We start from the raw sequence: 20,720 nt of genomic DNA, 5'->3' as shown, positions 1-20,720 counted from the left end.
CAGCACCTGCGAAACACGCCCGTTGGGTGCGTAATGGACTGCGTTCCGACGGGGGATCGGGGTAGCGTCGTGCCAGGGCACCGAGGTCGGTGCCTGTTGTCGAACCGAAGGGATCCGCCGTGGCTCGCATGGGAGAGAGCAGCGACGTGCTGAAGTGTTCCTTCTGCGGGAAGAGCCAGAAGCAGGTCATCAAGTTGATTGCCGGCCCCGGCGTCTACATCTGCGACGAGTGCATCGACCTCTGCAACGAGATCATGGAGGAGGAGCTGGCTGAGGCCGGCGACCTCGGGCTGGGCACGCTGCCCAAGCCGCGCGAGATCTTCGACTTCCTCGAGGAGTATGTCGTGGGGCAGGACCCCGCCAAGCGGGCTCTGGCGGTGGCCGTCTACAACCACTACAAGCGGGTGCAGGCCGGCCAGGCGCGCAAGGGCGAGGACGCCGTCGAGATCGCCAAGTCCAACATCTTGATGATCGGTCCGACTGGCTGTGGCAAGACCTATCTCGCCCAGACCCTGGCACGGATGCTCAACGTCCCGTTCGCCATCGCCGACGCGACGGCCCTCACCGAGGCCGGCTATGTCGGTGAGGACGTCGAGAACATCCTGCTCAAGCTGATCCAGGCTGCCGACTTCGACGTCAAGAAGGCCGAGAGCGGCATCATCTACATCGACGAGATCGACAAGGTCTCGCGCAAGTCCGAGAACCCGTCCATCACCCGTGACGTCTCCGGTGAGGGCGTGCAGCAGGCGCTGCTGAAGATCCTGGAGGGCACGACCGCCTCGGTCCCGCCGCAGGGTGGCCGCAAGCACCCGCACCAGGAGTTCATCCAGATCGACACCTCCAACGTGCTCTTCATCGTCGGCGGTGCGTTCGCCGGGCTGGAGAAGATCATCGAGGCCCGTGCGGGCAAGCAGGGTCTGGGCTTTGGGGCGGAGCTGCACTCGGCCAAGGACGCCGGCGAGCGTTACGAGGACGTGCTCCCAGAGGACCTGATGAAGTTCGGGCTGATCCCGGAGTTCATCGGACGGCTCCCCGTCATCACCACCGTCTCACCGTTGGACAGCGCCGCGTTGTCCAACATCCTGACCGAGCCACGCAACGCGCTGATCAAGCAGTATCAGCGGATGTTTGAGATCGACGGCGTCGAGCTGGAGTTCACCGACGACGCGATCGACGCGATTGCCGAGCAGGCGCTGCTGCGCTCCACCGGCGCACGCGGGCTGCGGGCCATCCTCGAAGAGGTGCTGATGCCGGTGATGTTTGACGTGCCCAGCGACGACAACATCAGTCGTGTTGAGATCACCCGCGAGGTCGTCATGGACAACGTCAACCCGACGATCGTGCGCAAGCAGTCCGGCGGGCGCAAGCGCCAGGCGCGCAAGGAATCCGCCTGAACCGTCGGGTGCTTCAGGCCTGACTGGTCGGTGTGACCCTCGTGATCTGCGGCAGGCTCATCTCGCGGAGCGCTGCGATCGCAGCGGGGCGATGGGTGGACAGTCCCTCCAGAAAAGACCTCGCGCCCTCGCCGTAGGCGCGCCGGCTCACCACATAGCAGGCAGTGAGATGGCGCCACGGGACCCAGCGCTCGGCGGTCCACTCGAAAGCAGTGCCACTGGGGTGCGACACGAGGTAGTCCATGCAGATGTCATCGTCGCGGCCCTCGTCCCAGATTGCCTGGTAGTTGACGATGGGGTCGATCTCGCTGCGGGCATCCAGGGAGCGGCCACGAGCCATCATCACCTCCCTGGGCGGCGTCAGCGGCAGCATCCGGATGGAGAACTGCCACGTGTAGGACTCCAGGTCCTGCCCCGCAGGCAGATACATCTGGATGGGCACCTCACCCACCTCGGGGATCCAACCGAGCTGACCAAACTCGATCCAATGCAGCTCGTGCGGCACGCCCTGGAACACGATGGGCCCCGGCACACCCAGGAGGTCGTTGGCCTGGGTCAGCGACCGCCTGCGGAACATGACGTCCTCCCGTCGAGCAGCACCGAAGGCGGCACACCCCGCTGGGCTTCGGACAACTCTTGTCCGCAATCCTAGTCGGACGTCCTCAGCCCACGTGGTCCTGCTTCAGCGTGACCGCCCAGTAGTACACGCCCAGCGACGCACCCAGGGCGAACAGCCCCGAGGTCAGGGCGATGAGTCCTCCGCCATAACCCCACGACTGGTGCACCCAGGCCACCAGCGAGAGCGCGACAGTGGCGCCGGCGACGATGGCCAGGCGCACGGCATACTGCCCGAACAGTTGGCGGGGGATCCGTGCCTGCGCCGGTGCGGCAGCGGTCAGGGCGCAGGCGGTGTGCAGCAGCAGCAGGCACAGGGCCGCCGGGGTCGCCCACGGGACCAGTGGCTCGGAGACGCCGGCCCACCAGGTCGCCAGACAATAGATCATCACGGCGGCTGGGAGCACCGTGTGAGGGTTGAGCACGCAGACGCCCCCGAGGATGACCAGCACGACCAGTGCATAGACGGACGACTCGCCGGCCAGGACCAGGACCAGGGCAAAGCCCAGCAGCGAGAACACGATCAGGCCACGGAGGACAGTCTGCTCCGGGCTCAGGGTTTTCAGGTCCTCAATGAGGTCTCTCATCGCGCCGCCCCGTGCCGGTGCCGGGCCAGACTGCGCAGCACCTGATCCAGGCTGCCCGGGCCGTGCCAGGCCACGACGGGGACGCCGCTGGTCTGCACCCGACGAATCTCGGCCTCGCGCTCGATGAGTCTGATCCGCCAGGCGAGGGCGGCGATGTCGTCCTGCTCGCCCGGTGGCTTGACGTCATCGACGAGCGCGTCGATCACCACGACCTGCACGCCGCTGTGACTCAGCAGGGCAGCGGCCGCCAGCGCCGCGGGGGAGACCAGCGAGGAGATCATCACGACCAGGGCACCGGGACCGACACCGTGCCGCAGCCGGCGGGGGTCGATCTGCTCCTGCGGCTGAGCCTGGATCAGGGAGAGCACCTCCAGGACCCGCTGGGTGTGCCGGCGCCCCGAACCCGGCGCCAGCGTCAACGGCGTCCGGGCGGACAGCACCTGGAGCCCGACGCGGTCGCCCTGGTGCAGGAAGTGCTCGGCCACGGCGGCAGCTGAGCGCACGGAATAGTCGAGCGAGCTGGCCAGCCCCTCCTTGTGATCGGAGGCGCCCAGGTCGTAGTGCGCGTCCACGATGATGTGCACGTGCGTGTCCTGGTCGGCAAAACTGGAGGTCACGTGCAGATCGCCGGTCCGCAGGGAGCGGCCCCAGTGGATGCGTTTGAGCCGGTCGCCCCACTGGAAGCGGCGGATGGTGTTGAACTCGCTGCCCTCACCCGGGCGGCGGGAGCGGTGCTGACCGACCAGCCCCTGCGGGTGTGGCGCGGGGGAGGAGGTGTCAAACACGGCGGGGTCGGGCAGCACCTTGATGTTTTGGTGCTCGATCGGCACGGGTCCCCACCGGAAGGCACCCCACGGGCTGGTCGCCCCGACGAGGGCCGGGCCGATGCGGCGCAACCCCCAGCGGCCCGCCCGCACCCGCGTCACCACGTGGATCTCCTGGCCCTCGAGGTCGTTGGACGAGACCAGGTGGGAGCGGGCCCCGCGCTCCGGGTCGAGCTCGATGTGGGTGCCGTGGGTCAGCGACGTGGACACCAACTCGGTGTCCGGCGTCGCACTCACGCCGACCACCGCGCGGCTCCAGGCTCCCTCGCGCAGATGGCCGGTCGGGACCACCAGGCGCGTGCTGGGCACCTCCCGCGGCCGGGACAGCACGGACCACAGGGCGATCAGTCCCACCGGGACGCCCAGCAGCAGGATGTCGGGTCGTTGGGCGAGGACCGCGGTGAGCGCGGCCACCGCGAAGACCAGGACGGCCCGCGCGTGGGCATGGGTGATCGCCCACCGGTTGTCCGGGTGGGTCTGCGCAGACTGCCGCTTGAGGGTCATGCGTCCGGCTGGCCTCCAGAGACCTGACGCGCAGACGGGACGGGGACCTCGGCCAACACGGCATCGACGACGCCGTGGCCGGCCAGGTCCGACATCCACAACTCGGGCTTGATCGAGATCCGGTGGTCCAGCACGGCGTGCGCGACGGCCTTGACGTCCTCGGGGGTGATGTAGTCCCGGCCCGCGACCACGGCGTGGGCCCGGGCGGTGAGCATCAGGGCCAGCGACCCACGGGGCGAGGCGCCGACCTGCACGGCACGGTGGCGGCGGGTCGAGGCAGCCAGGGCCACGCAATAGCGACTGATGTCCTCCTCGACCGGGACCGTCTCGATGGCCTGCTGCATCGCGAGCAGACCGGCGGCGTCGGTGACCGCGGCCAGGTGTTGGTCCTCCTGCTGGCGGCTGATGCGCCGCCGCAGCACGTCGAGCTCCTCGTCCTCGGTGGGATAGCCGAAGGAGATCCGCAGCAGGAAGCGGTCCAGCTGGGCCTCGGGGAGCGGGTAGGTGCCCTCGTATTCCACCGGGTTGGCCGTGGCGAGCACGTGGAAGGGCTGGGCCAGCGGGAAGGTCTCGCCCTCGACCGTGACCTGGTGCTCCTGCATCGCCTCCAGCAGCGCCGACTGTGTCTTTGGTGGCGTCCGGTTGATCTCGTCGGCCAACAGCAGACCGGTGAACAGTGGCCCCTTGCGGAACTCGAACTCGCCGACCTTCTGGTCGTAGACGAAGGCACCGGTCAGGTCGGCGGGCAGCAGGTCGGGGGTGAACTGGGCGCGGGTGAACTCCAGCCCGAGGCTCTGCGCGAAGGAGCGGGCGGCGAGGGTCTTGCCCAGGCCGGGGAAGTCCTCCAGCAGGACGTGGCCGCGGGCCAGGATGCCGCACAGCACCAGGGTGAGGGCCTGGCGCTTGCCGACGACGGCGGTCTCGACCTGGTCCAGCACGGTCGCTGCCTGCTCGGAGACGGCGGCCACGCTGAGGGCGGAGGGGGACGGGGTGCTCACAGTTCCTCGATTCGGTCGAGTGCTCGGTCAATGTCGCGCTTGCTGCGTCTGCCGGTGCCAGTGGGTCGGTGGGAGACGTATGCCGTCAGGCGGGGTCCCATGACCTCCGCGGCTGCCTCGGGGGCTGAGTCAAGGTCGATGTCGTGGTGGGCCAGGAGCCGCTCGGCTGCCAGTGCTCGGATCACGGGGTGGATCTCGTCGGTGCGGTCGCTGCGCTCGGTGCTGTCGCGCAGGTCACGGCGCAACCGCAGCATTCGGTAGTCCAGGGCCGCGGGCCGGACGGACTCCTCGCGACTGGTGGCAAACCAGTAAGCCGCCTTGAGTCGGGGGCTCTCCTCGGCCATCACCCAGGTCAGCAGGGTGACGACAGCGCCGACCGTGAGCGCGATGACCAACGCGGTGAACAGGTCAAAGCGCAGGACGTTGATGAACCACAGCAGCACTCCGGCGGCCACGGTGCACAGGAAGGCCAGGACTGCCCTCCGGGTCCGATGCCATCGGCTCCGGGACCGCACCGCGCTGCCACGGGTGCCAGCGCCGCCCTTGGCGATCATGACGACTCACCGTCCCGGCCGGTGGTGCTGTGGGTGGCGGAGGCCGCCTCGGCCTCGACACGTCGGGTGTCGCTGGCACGCAGTTGCTCGTGGATGTTGCCGACCAGTGCGACGGCCCGGTCGCCGACCTCGGGGCTCACCGGATGTCGGGAGAAGCGGGCCTCGCGATAGAGCTCGGCCAGCTCCTGGGTCAGGGCCTCATCAACGTCCCAGACCCCGAGGAAGCGCCGGGTGAACTCCGCGGCGGTCTCGGCCGAGTCGCGGGGCAGCCCGGAGGCGTCGGCGGCGTCCTCGAGGGCCACCCAGCAGCGGACGACGATGTTGCGGGGCTCGCCCTCGGTCAGCGCGGAGGTGCGCGCCGTCGCCGACGTGGCCTCCAGCAGCAGGTCCAGGTCGTCGACGAGCTCGTCCTCGTCCGGCGCCTCCGACTCCTCCCAGTCCCGGTTGAGGAGCCACTGGATGATCTTGACGAAGATCGCCAGACACACCACGGCAAAGAAGATCATCAGCCAGTCGAGCGCCGGTGCCGCTGGCTCCAGGACGTTGGCCGCCGTGGTCTGGGCGGCAATGTCATTCGTCGTGGCCGGGGGGCGGTCCGGCGAGGCTGGCGGGCCGGCCTCGCCCGAGGGCGAGGACAGCACCTGGGTGCCCGATCCGCTGCCCCACACGAGCAGGAGCAACATGACCGCAGCGACTGCCGCAGCCGCGATCCCCTTGCCCCGATGCATGCCCCGACCCTAGGTGATGGGGGAGCTCAGGTGCATCAGGCGCTGGGCGTGGCCTCCACCAGCGCGGTGTCCGAGACGGCGAAGCTGTCTGTTGCGGCATAACCGACCTCGCCGGTGACCTTGCCGGCCGAGCGCAGGTCGGCCTCGGCGGCGCGGACCAGCTCCAGGTCGGCCTCGGGCCCGTTCATCGTCGTCGTGGAGACCTCGGTGCGCATGCTGACCTTGGCCTCGGACTTGGCGCGACGCACCCCGGCCAGGGCCTGACCGACGACCTGGAGCATCCGCGGGTCGCCACCCTCAGCGCCAGCGGCGATCTCCTCGACCACCGGCCAGGGCTGGGTGTGCACCGAGTCGGTGTGCCACCAGGACCAGACCTCCTCGGTCGCGAAGGAGATGACCGGTGCCAGCAGCCGCAGCAGCACGTCGAGCGCCACCTGCAGAGCCGCGCGTGCCGACTCGACCTCAGCGCGCTCGAGGGCCGAATCCGACCCATAGGCGCGCTCCTTGACGAGCTCGAGATAGTCGTCGCAGAAGGTCCAGAAGAAGGCCTCGGTGGCATCGAGCGCCTTGGAGTAGTCATAGCCGTCGTAGGCATCGGTCGCGGCCTGGACCACCTCGGCGAGACCGGCGAGCATCGCGCGGTCCAGCGGGTTCTGGACGCGGCCCACCAACGTCGGCAGGTCGTCGGCCAGCGGGGCCTCCGCCCCGTCGGGCAGGCCGTGGTGGCTCATGCCCAGCGCAAACTTGCTGGCGTTGAGGATCTTGATCGCCAGGCGGCGGCCGACCTTCATCTGTGAGGCGTCGTCGACGGTGTCCACACCGGGGCGTGCGGCGGCTGCCCAGTAGCGCACGGCGTCGGTCCCGTTCTGCTCGAGCATGCCCAGCGGGGTGGTGGCGTTGCCCTTGGACTTCGACATCTTCTTGCGGTCCGGGTCCAGGATCCAGCCATTGACATAGGCATCGGTCCACGGCACCGAGTCGTGCTCGAGGTGGGCGCGGACCACGGTCGCGAACAGCCAGGTCCGGATGATGTCGTGACCCTGCGGGCGCATGTCGAACGGGAAGACCTTGGCGAACAGCTCGCTGTCGTTGCCCAGCTCACCGTCGGCACGGCCGCTCAGCGGCCACCCGGCCGCGATCTGCGGGGACAGTGACGACGTCGCCCAGGTGTCCATCACGTCCGGGTCCCCGGTGAAGCCACCGGGCTGGTCGCGCTGGTCCTCGGTGTAACCCTCGGGCGCCTGCGACAGCGGGTCGATCGGCAGGCGCGACTCGTCAGGAGTCAGCACCGTGTCGTAGTCGATGTCGCCCTCGGCGTCCACGGCATACCAGACCGGGAACTGCACTCCGAAGAAGCGCTGGCGGCTGACCAGCCAGTCGCCGTTGAGCCCCTCGACCCAGTTCTTGTAGCGCGAGCGCATGAACGCCGGGTGGAAGTCGATCTGCTCGCCCCGGGCGACCAGCGCCGCATTGAGGTCGGCGTCCTTGCCACCGTTGCGGATGTACCACTGGCGGCTGGTGACGATCTCCAGGGGCTTGTCGCCCTTCTCAAAGAAGTTGGCCTTGCGCTGGGTCGCCTTCGGCTCACCGTCCAGGTCACCGGAGGCCTGCAGTGCCTCGACCACTGCCTTGCGCGCACTGAAGGTCGTCTTGCCAGCCAGCTCCTCGGCATACAGCGCCTCGCCGGGACCCCCAGCCAGCCACTGCGGGGTCTCGGCCTGCAACCGGCCGTTGCGGGTAATGACCGAGCGGGTCGGCAGGGACAGCTCGCGCCACCAGATGACGTCGCTCAGGTCACCGAACGTGCAGCACATCGCGATGCCGGCGCCCTTGTCCATCTCCACCATCGGGTGGGCCAGGACGGGCACCTCGACCCCAAACAGGGGCGAGCGGACGGTGCTGCCGAACAGCGCGGCATACCGCTCGTCGTCGGGGTGGGCGATCAGCGCCACGACCGAGGGGACCAGCTCGGGGCGGGTCGTCTCGATATACACCGGCGCGGCCGGGTCGTCCGTGTGGAAGGCGACGCGGTGATAGTGCCCGGGATAGTCGCGGGCCTCGAGCTCGGCCTGGGCGACGGCCGTCTGGAAGGTGATGTCCCACAGGCCCGGCGCCTCGGACTGATAGGCCTCGCCGCGCGCCAGGTTGCGCAGGAAGGCCTGCTGGGCCACGGCGCGGGACCGGTCGTCGATGGTGCGGTATTGCACATTCCAGTCGATGCTCAGCCCGAGGGTGCGGAAGGTGTCCTCGAAGGTCTTCTCGTCCAGGACGGTGAGCTCCTCGCAGAGCTCGATGAAGTTGGCCCGGCCGATGGGGAGCTGGTTGGCCGCCTTGGACGACTTGGTGTCGCCACCCTGCTGGGGAGGCGTGAAGTCCGGGTCGTGCGGCAGGGTCGCGTCACCGCGCACGCCGTAGTAGTTCTGGACGCGCCGCTCCGTGGGCAGGCCGTTGTCGTCCCAGCCGATGGGATAGAAGACGTGCTTGCCGGTCATCCGCTGATAGCGGGCCAGGCAGTCGGCCTGGGTGTAGCCGAAGACGTGCCCCACGTGCAGGCTGCCGCTGGCCGTCGGCGGGGGAGTGTCGATCGCGAAGATCTGGCTGCGGTCCGCGGCGAGGGCGGCCTCGCGGTCGAACGCGTAGGTGTCGTTCTGCTGCCATACGGCCGCCCACTTGGCCTCCAGCCCGTCCACGGACGGCTTGTCCGGGAGGGTGACCGGGGTCAGGTGTGCGGTGCGTGTGGCGTCAGTGGTCATGGGCGGCATTCTCCCATCCGGACCGTGTGTCACCGAACCGGGACCGATGGGTCGGTGCGAGTGCCCTTCCGGACAAACCGTGGCCAGAGAAAACGCGCAACGAGAGGCCGTTGTTCCATGATCTGGTAACAGTTTGGCAAAGTTTGGGCTGAGCGGTTGCCCGATCTGGCTGTTGGGTCTCCCATGGGGGAATGTTGTTGAACCCCGCTATCGTGCCCAAACTGCAGGAGACCGTCGAGTCCACTGGCTTCCTCGCGGACATCGAGAAGGCGATCAACGACGTCTTCAAGCCGATCCAGGAGTTTGCGGCGCAGGTCGTCTTCTTCCAGATCCCGGGCTGGAGCGACGGCCCACCGTTCGTCGTCCTCTGGCTGCTGGTCGGAGCCGTGATCTGCACGGTGTACTTCGGGTTCGTCCAGGCTCGCGGGATCGCGACCTCCTTTGATGTGGTGCGCGGCAAGTTCAGCTCACCCGACGACCCAGGTGAGGTGACCCACTTCCAGGCACTGGCCTCGGCACTATCGGGCACCGTCGGCCTGGGCAACATCGCCGGTGTTGCGATCGCGGTGACCATCGGTGGCCCCGGCGCGACCTTCTGGATGATCCTGGCCGGCCTGCTCGGCATGGCCACGAAATTTGCCGAGTGCACCCTCGGTGTGAAATACCGCGAGATCAACGAGGATGGCACCGTCTCGGGCGGTCCGTTCAAGTATCTGCTGGTCGCCTACGGCAAGATCAACGGGCATGTCGCCAAGATCATGACCGGCATCTATGCCGTGGCCATCCTGTTCTTCGGTGTCGCCGGCGGCAACATGTTCCAGGCCAACCAGACCTACGTGCAGATCACCGAGGTCACCGGCAAGGAGGACAGCTTCCTGGCTGGCGACGGTGCGTCCCTGATCTTTGGCCTGGTCCTGGCAGGACTGGTCGCGCTGGTGATCATCGGCGGCATCCGCTCCATCGCGAGGGTCACCGACAAGCTCGTGCCCGCCATGGGCACCCTCTATGTGGTCTGCTGCCTCACCGTGCTGCTTGTCAACGCCTCCCACATCCCGTCGGCCATCACGGGCATCTTTGAGGGCGCCTTCAACCCCCAGGGTGTCGCCGGCGGCGTCATCGGCGTGATGATCGTCGGCATGCAGCGCGCGGCCTTCTCCAACGAGGCCGGCCTGGGCTCCGCGGCCATTGCGCACTCGGCGGTCAAGACCCGTCGCCCGGTCTCCGAGGGCTTCGTCGCCCTCCTGGAGCCCTTTGTCGACACTGTCATCGTCTGCACCATGACCGCCCTGACCATCGTCGTCGCGGACACCTCGCTCTTTGAGACCTCGCGTGCTCAGGCCGCTGCGGGCGAGGAGCCGGACGCCAGCGGCGTGCTGCTGACCTCGGACGCCTTCGAGTCGGTGGTCTCCTGGTTCCCGATCCTCCTGGCGGTCGCGGTGGCCCTGTTCGCGTTCAGCACGCTGATCACCTGGTCCTACTACGGACAGAAGGCCTGGGAGTACCTGTTCGGCCGCGCACGGGCCTCCATCGTGATCTACAAGACGGTCTTCTGTGTCTTCACCGTGATGGGCTGCGTGCTGACCCTGGGTGAGGTCGTCGCCTTCGCGGACTCGTTCCTGTTTGTCTGCGCCTTCGTCAACATCCTCGGCCTCTACCTGCTGCTGCCGGTGATCAAGTCGGAGATGAAGGAGTACCTCGCCGACCGCAAGAGCGGCGAGCTGCTCAAGCTGGGCTCCAACTGACTCCCCCCGCATTTTGATAGAGGTCTCGTACGTCCCACCCGCATTTTCATAGAGGTCTCGCACGTCGCACCCGAGCTCTCGTAGCGGTTGCGCTGGTTGTCCAGCGCTGCACGAGGCCGGGTGCGGCTGTGTTCACTCCGCCATCCTCCGGAACTCGATCAGCTCGCCGCGGGAGGAGAAGCGCTCGCAGATGGAGCGCAGGCCGGCCTCGTCGTCGCTCCTGATCAGATAGAAGCCGACGATCTGCTCCACCGACTCGGTGAACGGGCCGTCGGTGACCAGCGTCCCGCCCTGACCATCGGGCCGCAGGGAGGTGGCCTGGTCGGACGGGTCGAGTGGTCCGCCCACCAGGATCTCGTGACCGCCGGCAGCCAGGTCCTGGTGGAACTGTCCATGGGAGCGCATGCCGGCCTCGTGGGTCTCGGGAGGCAGCTGGGCCCACTCGGCCTCAGGGGCTGGCAACAGGATCAGATAGCGGCTCATAGTGGGGTCCTCCGGTTCTGGGCCGCGGGCGCGACCTCACCAGCATGACGTGTGACGTGGCCACACATCGACAGTCACGAGCAACGGATGAGTCTCCCGCTCGCCCGTCGAGCTTGGAGCTGGTGTGCAGCGCAGGCGGTGTCCATGCCGGCCAGTCTGGCGTGCCGACCTCAACGAGGAGGACTTTGCTCGGGTGCAAGACACCGCGCTGGTTGATTCCTGGCGACATCTCCAAGTCACGGCCGATCCGTGCCCAAGCCGAAGACGCGACCCGGGTTCATGATGCCCAACGGGTCAAAGAGCGCCTTGATGCTGCGCTGGCGGGCGACCTCGGCGGCGCCGAGCTCACCCTCGAGCCAGGCGGCCTTCAGCGTGCCCACACCGTGCTCACCGGTGAGGGTGCCGCCCAGCGCCCACGCGGTCTCAACGACCTCGCCGAAGGCCGCCTGCGCTGCGTCGACCTGCGCGGGATTCTGCGCGTCGTAGAAGAAGCACGGGTGCAGGTTGCCGTCACCCGCGTGCCCGCCACTGGTCGCCTCCAACCCGCGCCGCTCCGCGATCTGGTGCACAGCGCGCACCAGCTCGTCCAGCCGCCCGACGGGCACGCAGACGTCCTCGATCATCCGTGGCCCCTTGGCCTCCAGCGCCGGGTTGAGGGCCCGCCGCCCCTGCAGCAGCAGGTCGGCCTCCTTCGGGTCATCGGCCACGGCCACGTCGGTCGCGCCCGCGGCGGTGAGGGCCTCGGCATAGGCCAGGACGTCCTCGTGCGCGTGCCCGATCCGGTCGGACTGGACCAGCAGCAGCCCACCGGCGTCGGCCGGGAAGCCATAGTCGCCGAACGCCTGGATCGCCGCGACGCTCGGGCCGTCCAGCAGCTCCAACAGGCTCGGGGTGTGCCGCTGCCCGCGCAGGGCCTCGACCCCCTTCATCGTGGCGTCGAGAGAGTCAAAGACCGCGAGCACCGTCAGCGCGGGGTCGGGGGCCGGCACAAGCTTCAGCACGGCCTCGGTGACCACACCGATGGTCCCCTCGGAGCCGACAAACAGGCCCGTCAGGTCATAGCCGGTCACGCCCTTGGCCGTCCGCCGTCCCGTCGTGATCACCTCGCCGCCGGGCAGCACCACCTCCAGCCCGCGCACATAGTCGGCCGTCACCCCATATTTCACGCAGCACAAACCGCCGGCGTTGGTGGCGATGTTGCCGCCGATCGTGCAGGAGGCTGAGCTGGCCGGGTCCGGGGGATAGGCCAGGCCGTATGCCGTCAGCTGGCTCTTGAGGTCGGCGTTCACCACCCCGGGGCCCACGACCGCGATGCGCTCCACCGGGTCGATCTCCACGTGGTTGATCGCCTCGGTGTTCAGGACGATGCCGCCCTCGAGGGCGACGGCCGCCCCGGTCGTGGCCGTGCGGGCACCCTGGGGGACGACCGGGACCTGGTGCGCCACGGCATACGACAGCACCTCAACCACGTCCGCGCGGTCCCTGGCCCGCACGACGGTGAACTGGTCCGGGGCGCTTGCTCCGGGACTGGCGTCGACGCCGTAGGTGCGGGCGACGTCCGCGTCGCTGACGACTCGGTCCCGAAGGCTGTCAGGCAGGATCGGCATCCTGCCACTGTGCCACGGTGACCAGCTGGCCTGACGGTCAGGCGTCGTAGGCGGTGACGTGCCTGGCCTCGTAGACCAGGATGTCGTCGGCGCCGGGCACCGCCACCATCGCCGCGAGTCCGAAACCCATGTCGGTCGGGCCGGAGGTGAACACGGCCCCGCGCCCGGAGAGCTCGGCCATCGTCGCGTCGATGTCGTCGCACACCAGCGCGATCTCATGGTGCCGCTGCGACCGGGAGGTCCCGGCCCCGGTCGGGTGCACGCCGAGCTCGCTCGGGCCAGTCGTGAAGATCAGCCAGTCGGCGGGGTCCTGCGAGCCGGAGTCGCCTGCGCTGCCCCGGCCCTCGTCGCCGCTGCCCGGCTCGGCCACGAACGGCCAGCGCAGCACGTCCTTGAGGAAGGCCCGGGTCGCGCTGGGGTCGTCCGAGTAGATCAGGGTGTGGACGGCTGTGATCATGCCCCGAACCTATCCCTGAGCCAGTGAGGTGTCGTGACGTCCGGCCCCACGTCAGCAGTCAGACCGCACGTCGGACGTCGGTGTGGCCGAAGCCGTCGCCCTTGAACAGCAGCGGCTCGTCTCGTGCCGTGGCGAGAGCATAGCTGAAGCAGTCGCCGAAATTGAGGCGCGCGCGATGACCGGAGCGCCGGCCGAAGTCGCGATAGGCCTCCCGGGCTGAGCGGGCCTGACCTGCAGTGACGTCCACGACGATCACCCCGAGTTCCTCCAGCAGGACGTCATATTGTCGCGAGAGCACGGCGCGGCTGCGACCGTCCAGCACGACGCCTGCCTCGGTGTAGGACACGGCCGACATAGCCAGGTGGGGAGTGGAGCGCACCGCCTCCACGAATGCGTCGCGCTCCGCCTCGGCGAGCAGGATGGCCACGATGGCAGACGAGTCCACAATCATGCGGGGAGTCCTTCGTCGTCGTAGAGGTTCTCCATATCCTCGCGGATGGCCGCGGCGTCGGCGGGGGTCATCACCTCGTCGACCCGTGCCAGGATCTCGCTGACCCGGTCGTCGGCACCCGGCTTCGGCCGCTCGATCTCGTGCAGGTAGCGCTCCAGGGCCTCTTCCAGCACGGACACCTGGGACCGGCCGCTGGTCTGCGCGGCTCGGCGCACCAGTTCGACCACGTGCGGGTTCTTGATATTGATCGCCATCTACCAAGGGTACCGCGTCAAGGTAGAGCGGTACCAGTGTGTGAGAGTGTGGTCGCATCCAGGGTCCAGTGCCCGGCGGTCCGAACCTCCCCACGAGCAGGTTCGGGCGGGCTGAACCTCCCTCAGAATGGGGGTAGCATGGAACGCAGGCGTCTGAGCCGTCATCAGCGGCGAGCCTTCGGAAGAACGGGCCCCACGGCATACGACCGTGGTGCCTCACTAGAACCGGACGGGTGGGCCCCGACACAGCCTGGGACCAGAGCGGTCGCGTGTGTGCACGCGGCAAGCGAGGTGGGACCGCGGCGCGCAATCGTCGTCCTCGTGCACAGCAGTGGACGAGTTGACGTGACGAAGCAGGAGCGCCCCCGATGACCTATCCCAAGGTCGAGACCGGACAGGGTCTGACCCCGTCCCCCGATTTCCCGAGCCTCGAGCAGGCCGTGCTGGCCTACTGGGACGAGCACGACACCTTCCGCAAGAGCGTCGAGCAGCGCGACCCCGGTGAGGACGGCTCCAACGAGTTTGTCTTCAACGACGGCCCGCCCTTCGCCAATGGACTGCCGCACTACGGCCACCTGCTGACCGGCTATGTCAAGGACGTCGTCCCGCGCTACCAGAGCATGCGGGGCCACCGTGTCGAGCGCCGCTTCGGCTGGGACACGCACGGGCTGCCGGCCGAGCTGGAGGCGATGAGCCAGCTGGGCATCAAGACCAAGGACGAGATCCTCGAGCTCGGCATCGAGGAGTTCAACGCCAAGTGCCGCGACTCGGTCCTGAAGTACACCGACGAGTGGCAGGAGTACGTCACCCGGCAGGCCCGCTGGGTCGACTTCGAGAACGATTACAAGACCCTGAACCCGAACTACATGGAGTCGGTGATCTGGGCGTTCAAGCAGCTGCACGACAAGGGCCTGGCCTATGAGGGCTTCCGGGTGCTGCCCTACTGCTGGAACGACGAGACGCCGCTGTCCAACCACGAGCTGCGCATGGACGAGGAGGTCTATCAGGTCCGCCGTGACCCCGCGGTGACCGTCGGCCTGCGGATCCTGCCTGAAGAGGGCGGCGCAGCCGACGACGTGCTGGACGGCGCCCTGGCGCTGGTCTGGACGACGACCCCGTGGACCCTGCCCTCCAACCTGGCGATCATGGTCGGCGAGGACATCGACTATGTCGTGGTCGAGAGCGACTTCACGGGGCGCACGGACCGCTACCTGCTGGCCGAGGCCCGCCTGTCGGCCTATGCCAAGGAGCTCGGTGAGGACCCGGTCGTGGTCGGCCGGTTCACCGGTGCCGAACTCGCCGGCCGGTCCTACGTGCCGCCCTTCAACTACTACCTCGGCTGGGAGCGGGCGCACCGCCTGGTCACTGCCGAGTTCGTCACCACCACAGACGGTTCCGGCCTGGTGCACACCGCCGGTGCCTTCGGTGAGGACGACAAGGTGGTCACCGACCGCGAGGGCATCGAGGCGGTCATGCCGGTGGGGGCGGACGGCCGGTTCACCGCCCCGGTCAACGAGTATGCGGATCTGCTGGTTTTCGATGCGAACTCACCGATCATCGATCACCTGAAGGCCGCCACCCGGGCGCAGGACCCGGCCCGGGCGGGCGAGGACCTGGACCTCGGGGCGGTCACCCAGGGCACGGTGCTGCTGCGCCGGGAGGCCTACGACCACTCCTACCCGCACTGCTGGCGGTGCCGCGAGCCCCTGATCTACAAGGGCGTGTCGTCCTGGTTCGTCGAGGTGACGAAGTTCAAGGACACGATGCTGCGCACCAACGAGGACATCACCTGGGTGCCCGAGCACGTCAAGCACGGCCAGTTCGGCAAGTGGCTGGCCAACGCCCGCGACTGGTCGATCAGCCGGAACCGCTTCTGGGGCAGCCCGATCCCGGTGTGGAAGTCCGATGACCCGGCCTATCCCCGGCTGGATGTCTATGGCTCGCTCGCCGAGATCGAGGCCGACTTCGGCACCCTGCCGCGCAACCGAGACGGTGAGGTCGACCTGCACCGACCGTTCGTGGACGAGCTGACCAGGCCCAACCCGGATGACCCGACGGGTCAGTCCACGATGCGCCGCGTCGAGGACGTGCTGGACGTGTGGTTCGACTCCGGGTCAATGCCGTTCGCGCAGTGGCACTTCCCGTTCGAGAACACGCAGTGGTTCGAGCAGCACTACCCGGCTGACTTCATCGTCGAATACATCGGGCAGACCCGCGGCTGGTTCTACACCATGCACGTCCTGGCCGCGGCGCTGTTCGACCGCCCGGCCTTCGAGACCTGCATCAGCCACGGCATCGTGCTGGGCAGCGACGGCCAGAAGATGTCGAAGTCGCTGAAGAACTACCCGGACGTGCGCGAGGTCTTCGACCGCGACGGCGCCGACGCGATGCGCTGGTTCCTGATGAGCAGCCCGATCCTGCGCGGCGGCAACCTGATCGTGACCGAGCAGGGCATCCGCGACGGGGTGCGCCAGGTGCTCATCCCGCTGTGGAACGCGTGGTACTTCTTCGGCCTCTATGCCAACGCCACACACTATGAGGCGCGCTGGTCGACCGAGTCCACCCACGACATGGACCGCTACATCCTGGCCAAGGCCCACGACTTCGTTGCCGAGGTGCAGCAGGCCCAGGACGAGTTCCACATCGCCGCTGCCTGCGATGCGGTCCGCTCCTTCGTGGACGTGCTCACCAACTGGTATATCCGCGGCTCCCGCGACCGGTTCTGGGGTACCGGCTCCGCCGGTGCGGAAGGCCTCCATGCGGCTCTGAATACCCTCTACACCGTGCTCGAGGTCACCTGCCGGGCGGTCGCACCGCTGCTGCCGTTGGCGACCGAGGAGATCTGGCGCGGACTCACCGGCGGTGAGTCGGTGCACCTGACCGACTGGCCGGACGCCGAGGACCTGCCGCAGGACGCCGACCTGGTGGCGGCCATGGACACAGTGCGCGAGGTCTGCTCGGTGACCCTCGGCCTGCGCAAGGCCGACCGGCTCCGCGTCCGGCTGCCACTGAACTCACTGACTGTTGCCACGGCATACCCCGAGGGTTTGCGTGCCCTGGCGGACATCGTCCGCGAGGAGGTCAACGTGCGCGAGGTCAAGGTCCTGGACCTGACCGAGGCATCGGCGTCAGACTTCGGCGTGGAGCAGAAGCTCAACGTCAACGCCCGCGCCGCTGGCCCGCGCCTCGGCAAGGACGTCCAGCACGCCATCAAGGGCTCGAAGTCCGGTGACTGGTCGGTGGCGCCGGACGGCACCGTCACTGCCGGGGGCTTCGACCTGGTCGAGGGAGAGTTCACCCTGGAGACCGTGGTCGCTGCTGGAGACGACGCCGGCTCACAGGCGACCGCCATGCTGCGCGGCACCGGCGGCTTCGTCGTGCTCGACACCGAGGTCACCGACGACCTGGCCCGGGAGGGACTGGCCCGCGACCTGATCCGCGCCGTGCAGGGCGCCCGCAAGGAGGCCGGTCTGGACATCACCGACCGGATCAGCCTGACGGTCGTCGGCAACGATGACGCGTGGGACGCTGCGATGGCCCACCAGCAACTGGTCATGGCCGAGACGCTGGCCGTGCAGTTCGGGGCCGGTGGTGCCGACGTGCCGGTTCCGGCCCTGGACGGGATGCACCAGACCATCGGGGAGCTGGACGGTGGCCGCAAGGTCACCATCCTGCTCAAGGCGGTGCAGTCATGAGTGCGGCACGCAGGGGCGGCGGGCGACAGGTGGCCCCCGAGGTCGCAGCGCGCATGGCCCAGGTGACCGAGGAGATCATGGCCCGGTCCCCGGAGAACATCGTGGAGCCGACGCTCGACCGGGTGGCCCAGGTGATGGACCTGCTCGGTCATCCGCAGCGCAACTTTCCGATGATCCATCTCACCGGCACCAACGGCAAGACCTCCACCACCCGGATGATCGAGCGGTTGCTGCGCGAGCTGGGGCTGACCACGGGCCGGTTCACCAGCCCGCACCTGCACGACCTGCGTGAGCGGATCGCGATCGGCGGAGAGCCCGTCGATGAGGAGCGCTTCCTGGCGGCCTATGACGACGTGCTGCCCTATGTGCAGATGGTGGACGAGAAGTCGGTGGCCGAGGGCGGTCCGCGGATCACCTATTTCGAGCTGCTCGTGATCCTCGCCTATGCCGTCTTCTCTGACGCGCCCGTCGACGTCGCGGTGGTCGAGGTCGGCCTGGGCGGGGTCTGGGATGCGACCAATGTTGCCGACGGCACAGTCTCGGTGATCGCGCCGATCGCGATCGACCACACCCGGTTGCTGGGCGACAACCTGATCGACATCGCCACCGAAAAGTCCGGCATCATCAAGGCGGACGCGATCTCGGTCCTCGGCGTGCAGGAGGACGAGGTCATGCAGCTGCTCCTCGAGCGCTGTGACGACGTCGGGGCGACCGCGCAGGTCGAGGGCCTGGCCTATGGCGTGCTGGAGCGTGAGATCGCGGTCGGCGGACAGCTGATCGCGCTGCGCGGGCTTGCCGGTGACTATCGCGACATCTTCCTGCCGCTGTTCGGGCAGCACCAGGTGCACAACGCCGCCATGGCGCTGGCCGCGGTCGAGGCCTTCGTCGGTGGGGGAGAGCAGCCGCTCGAGGCCGACATCGTGCGGGCTGCCTTCGCCGACGTGACCTCACCCGGCCGCCTGGAGATCGTGCGGCGCAGCCCGACGGTCCTGGTCGACGCCGCGCACAACCCGGCAGGCATCGCCGCGATGGCCGACGCGATCCGGGAGTCCTTCACCTTCCACCGGCTGGTTGGACTCGTGGCGGTGCTGCAGGAGAAGGACGCCTCCTCGATGCTCGAGTTGCTCGAGCCACTGCTGGACCACATCGTCGTCTCGCGCAGCACCTCGCCGCGCTCGATCCGTCCCGACCGACTCGGCGAGATGGCCATCGAGTTGTTCGGAGAGGAGCGGGTGACGGTGATCAAGGACCTGCCCGAGGCCCTCGACACTGCGGCGGCCCTGGCTGACGAGGGTGGAGTGTCCGGTGCGGTGCTGGCCACCGGTTCCATCACCACCGTGGCGGACGTGCGGATGCTGCTGGGAGCAGACCAGCGAGGTGACCAACCCCTGTGAGTTGGCTGCGACACCTGCACCTCTCCGGCGTGGCCGGCAAGTTCACCCAGCGGCTGGCCTCGATCGTGCTGATCGGGTTTGCCATGACGCTGTTCTTCGGCGGGCTCGCCGCTCGACAGCTCGAGCTGAGCGACGGTGGGGACACCGAGCGGGCCAACCTGCTGCTGACCGGTGGCATCGTGCTGGCCGTGCTGGCGATCGTCGCGGTGGGGCTCTTGCGCACCCGGTGGGGGATCACCCTCGGGTGGGTCCTGGTGGGCCTCAGCGCCCTGAGCATGGTCCTGCTTCCCGCGATGGGGATCGTCACGGTGATCTTCGGCGCGTTGTGGATCCTTGCCCTCGGCCAGGGTGGCAGCATGGAGACCCTGACCCGAGACTGGATCGCCAAGCACGGCAACGTCCACCCCGACGAGCGCGTGCCCGACCCCACCACCCCCGACCGAGCGCATGGTGTGGCGGAAAATCGCCCCACCGAGCGCACGGTGTCGCGCGATCCAGACCACACCGAGCGCACCAACTCTGAGGACAGCTCCTGATGAACTATTTCGAGGCGATGGTGCTGGGGCTGGTCCAGGGGCTCACTGAGTTCCTGCCGATCAGCTCCAGCGCGCACCTCTCGATCGTCGGCCAGCTCCTAGGCTCCGGCGACCCCGGCGCGGCCTTCACCGCGATCAGCCAGTTGGGCACCGAGGCTGCGGTCCTGGTGTTCTTTGGGCGCGACATCGTGCGCATCATCACGCGGTGGGCCCTGTCCCTGGCCGGGCGGGTCCCGCACGACGACCCCGATGCGCGGATGGGCTGGCTGGTGATCATCGGATCGATCCCCATCGGGATCCTCGGCTACACCCTGCAGGACTGGATCGAGACCGACCTGCGCAGCCTGTGGCTTACCGCGACGATGTTGCTGGTCTTCGCGCTGGTCATCTATGCCGCGGACCGCTTCGCCGCCCGAGTCCAGCGACCCAAGGAGATGCGGGATATCACCTGGCGGGACGGCATTCTCTATGGCCTCGCCCAGTCCCTGGCGCTGATCCCCGGAGTCTCCCGCAGTGGCGGCACGATCGCGGCTGGCCTGTTCATGGGCTACAACCGCGAGACCGCCGCCCGCTATAGCTTCCTGCTCGCCATCCCTGCGGTGGTCGGATCCGGGCTCTATCAGGTGCTGAAGATCTCCGACAACGCCGTGCCGCCGGAGTGGGGCCAGATCTGGGTCGCCACCGGCATCGCCTTCGTCGTCGCCCTCGCCGTGATCGCCTGGTTCATGCGCTACATCACCACGCACACGTTCACGCCGTTCGTGATGTATCGCATCGGCCTGGCGCTCGTGCTGTTCGCGTTGCTGGGCACCGGGGTGCTCGTTGCGTGATGTGCGTTGCCCTTGGGTGCTCGGGTGCTCCGCCCGATGACGCTGTCGACGCATCCTGTCGACAGGCCGCAGCAGCATCCCCATCGGCGGATCCAGTTGACGGTCATCCAACGTGTCGACATCAGCATCTCCCACCACGACGACATCCACGTCTGAGGGAGTGGGCCCGGTTCGCCGCTGTAGCGCGCGACCCAGGAGCCGTAGATGAAGGCCTCCTCGATGCCGTCAACACCGCGCAGTTGCTCGGTGAGAACGGGGAGTGGCCCGTAGGTGACGGCCAGCAGATCGGTGAGGGGACGGGTCAGGATCGAGTC

General features: G+C 68.2%; 18 protein-coding genes. 6 read left to right on the top strand and 12 right to left on the bottom strand.

Annotation, left to right across the window (positions count from 1 at the left end):
- Positions 1-119: 119 nt before the first annotated feature.
- Positions 120-1,394, top strand: a complete 1,275-nt coding sequence (gene clpX / locus NF556_RS15115; protein ID WP_269759954.1) for an ATP-dependent Clp protease ATP-binding subunit ClpX — start codon at positions 120-122, stop codon at positions 1,392-1,394.
- A 13-nt stretch (positions 1,395-1,407) separates the two neighbouring features.
- On the opposite strand, the gene NF556_RS15110 is transcribed toward clpX, so the two are convergent.
- The 7 genes from NF556_RS15110 to valS all read right to left on the bottom strand — a co-directional run bounded on the left by NF556_RS15110 (position 1,408) and on the right by valS (position 8,957).
- Positions 1,408-1,971, bottom strand: a complete 564-nt coding sequence (locus NF556_RS15110) for a hypothetical protein (RefSeq protein ID WP_252591791.1) — start codon at positions 1,969-1,971, stop codon at positions 1,408-1,410.
- An 85-nt stretch (positions 1,972-2,056) separates the two neighbouring features.
- Positions 2,057-2,596 (bottom strand): hypothetical protein, encoded by a 540-nt coding sequence (locus NF556_RS15105; protein ID WP_252591790.1) that lies wholly within the window; start codon positions 2,594-2,596, stop codon positions 2,057-2,059.
- Positions 2,593-3,924 (bottom strand): DUF58 domain-containing protein, encoded by a 1,332-nt coding sequence (locus NF556_RS15100; protein ID WP_252591788.1) that lies wholly within the window; start codon positions 3,922-3,924, stop codon positions 2,593-2,595. Before NF556_RS15100 ends, NF556_RS15105 begins: the two co-directional genes overlap by 4 nt.
- A complete protein-coding gene (locus NF556_RS15095) occupies positions 3,921-4,922 on the bottom strand; it encodes an AAA family ATPase (protein WP_252591787.1) in 1,002 nt (333 codons plus the stop codon). The genes NF556_RS15100 and NF556_RS15095 overlap by 4 nt, the downstream gene beginning before the upstream one ends.
- Positions 4,919-5,476, bottom strand: coding sequence for a hypothetical protein (locus NF556_RS15090; protein ID WP_252591786.1), 558 nt, complete (start codon positions 5,474-5,476; stop codon positions 4,919-4,921). Before NF556_RS15090 ends, NF556_RS15095 begins: the two co-directional genes overlap by 4 nt.
- Positions 5,473-6,204, bottom strand: coding sequence for a DUF4129 domain-containing protein (locus tag NF556_RS15085; RefSeq protein ID WP_252591785.1), 732 nt, complete (start codon positions 6,202-6,204; stop codon positions 5,473-5,475). Before NF556_RS15085 ends, NF556_RS15090 begins: the two co-directional genes overlap by 4 nt.
- 35 nt (positions 6,205-6,239) lie before the next feature.
- Positions 6,240-8,957 carry a valine--tRNA ligase gene (valS, locus tag NF556_RS15080; protein ID WP_252591783.1) on the bottom strand — a complete coding sequence of 906 codons (2,718 nt, stop codon included), beginning with the start codon at positions 8,955-8,957 and terminating at the stop codon, positions 6,240-6,242.
- A 221-nt stretch (positions 8,958-9,178) separates the two neighbouring features.
- On the opposite strand from valS, the gene NF556_RS15075 reads away from it, so the two are divergent.
- The gene (locus tag NF556_RS15075; RefSeq protein WP_425607076.1) at positions 9,179-10,699 is read left to right on the top strand and encodes an alanine/glycine:cation symporter family protein; all 1,521 of its coding nucleotides are present in this window, start codon (positions 9,179-9,181) and stop codon (positions 10,697-10,699) included.
- A gap of 132 nt (positions 10,700-10,831) precedes the next feature.
- Here the strand turns inward: NF556_RS15075 and NF556_RS15070 are convergent, their stop codons facing one another.
- The 5 genes from NF556_RS15070 to NF556_RS15050 form a co-directional block, all read right to left on the bottom strand.
- A complete protein-coding gene (locus NF556_RS15070; protein WP_252591779.1) occupies positions 10,832-11,182 on the bottom strand; it encodes a YciI family protein in 351 nt (116 codons plus the stop codon).
- Between the two features lie 236 nt (positions 11,183-11,418).
- Entirely contained in the window at positions 11,419-12,789 is a 1,371-nt protein-coding gene (locus tag NF556_RS15065) for an FAD-binding oxidoreductase (RefSeq protein ID WP_252591778.1), read from the bottom strand.
- Between the two features lie 37 nt (positions 12,790-12,826).
- Positions 12,827-13,246, bottom strand: a complete 420-nt coding sequence (locus tag NF556_RS15060) for a VOC family protein (protein WP_252591775.1) — start codon at positions 13,244-13,246, stop codon at positions 12,827-12,829.
- A gap of 58 nt (positions 13,247-13,304) precedes the next feature.
- Positions 13,305-13,697 carry a type II toxin-antitoxin system VapC family toxin gene (locus NF556_RS15055; RefSeq protein ID WP_252591774.1) on the bottom strand — a complete coding sequence of 131 codons (393 nt, stop codon included), beginning with the start codon at positions 13,695-13,697 and terminating at the stop codon, positions 13,305-13,307.
- Positions 13,694-13,951, bottom strand: a complete 258-nt coding sequence (locus tag NF556_RS15050) for a type II toxin-antitoxin system VapB family antitoxin (protein ID WP_252591772.1) — start codon at positions 13,949-13,951, stop codon at positions 13,694-13,696. Before NF556_RS15050 ends, NF556_RS15055 begins: the two co-directional genes overlap by 4 nt.
- 368 nt (positions 13,952-14,319) lie before the next feature.
- On the opposite strand from NF556_RS15050, the gene ileS reads away from it, so the two are divergent.
- Genes ileS through NF556_RS15030 form a run of 4 tightly spaced genes read left to right on the top strand, consistent with a single transcriptional unit; the run spans position 14,320 to position 20,406 of the window.
- Complete coding sequence (gene ileS / locus NF556_RS15045) at positions 14,320-17,646, top strand: isoleucine--tRNA ligase (RefSeq protein WP_252591771.1); 3,327 nt, start codon at positions 14,320-14,322, stop codon at positions 17,644-17,646.
- Positions 17,643-19,040 (top strand): bifunctional folylpolyglutamate synthase/dihydrofolate synthase, encoded by a 1,398-nt coding sequence (locus tag NF556_RS15040; protein WP_252591769.1) that lies wholly within the window; start codon positions 17,643-17,645, stop codon positions 19,038-19,040. Before ileS ends, NF556_RS15040 begins: the two co-directional genes overlap by 4 nt.
- Positions 19,037-19,576: a DUF4233 domain-containing protein gene (locus NF556_RS15035; RefSeq protein ID WP_252591767.1), complete on the top strand. Its 540-nt coding sequence runs from the start codon at positions 19,037-19,039 to the stop codon at positions 19,574-19,576. The genes NF556_RS15040 and NF556_RS15035 overlap by 4 nt, the downstream gene beginning before the upstream one ends.
- Entirely contained in the window at positions 19,576-20,406 is an 831-nt protein-coding gene (locus NF556_RS15030; RefSeq protein WP_252591765.1) for an undecaprenyl-diphosphate phosphatase, read from the top strand. The genes NF556_RS15035 and NF556_RS15030 overlap by 1 nt, the downstream gene beginning before the upstream one ends.
- Positions 20,407-20,720: the final 314 nt, after the last annotated feature.

Source organism: Ornithinimicrobium faecis, from assembly GCF_023923225.1.
GTDB classification, from domain to species: Bacteria; Actinomycetota; Actinomycetes; order Actinomycetales; family Dermatophilaceae; genus Ornithinicoccus; species Ornithinicoccus faecis.
The sequence above is the reverse complement of the archived record's forward strand: the minus strand, read 5'-3'. Positions and strand labels throughout refer to the sequence as shown.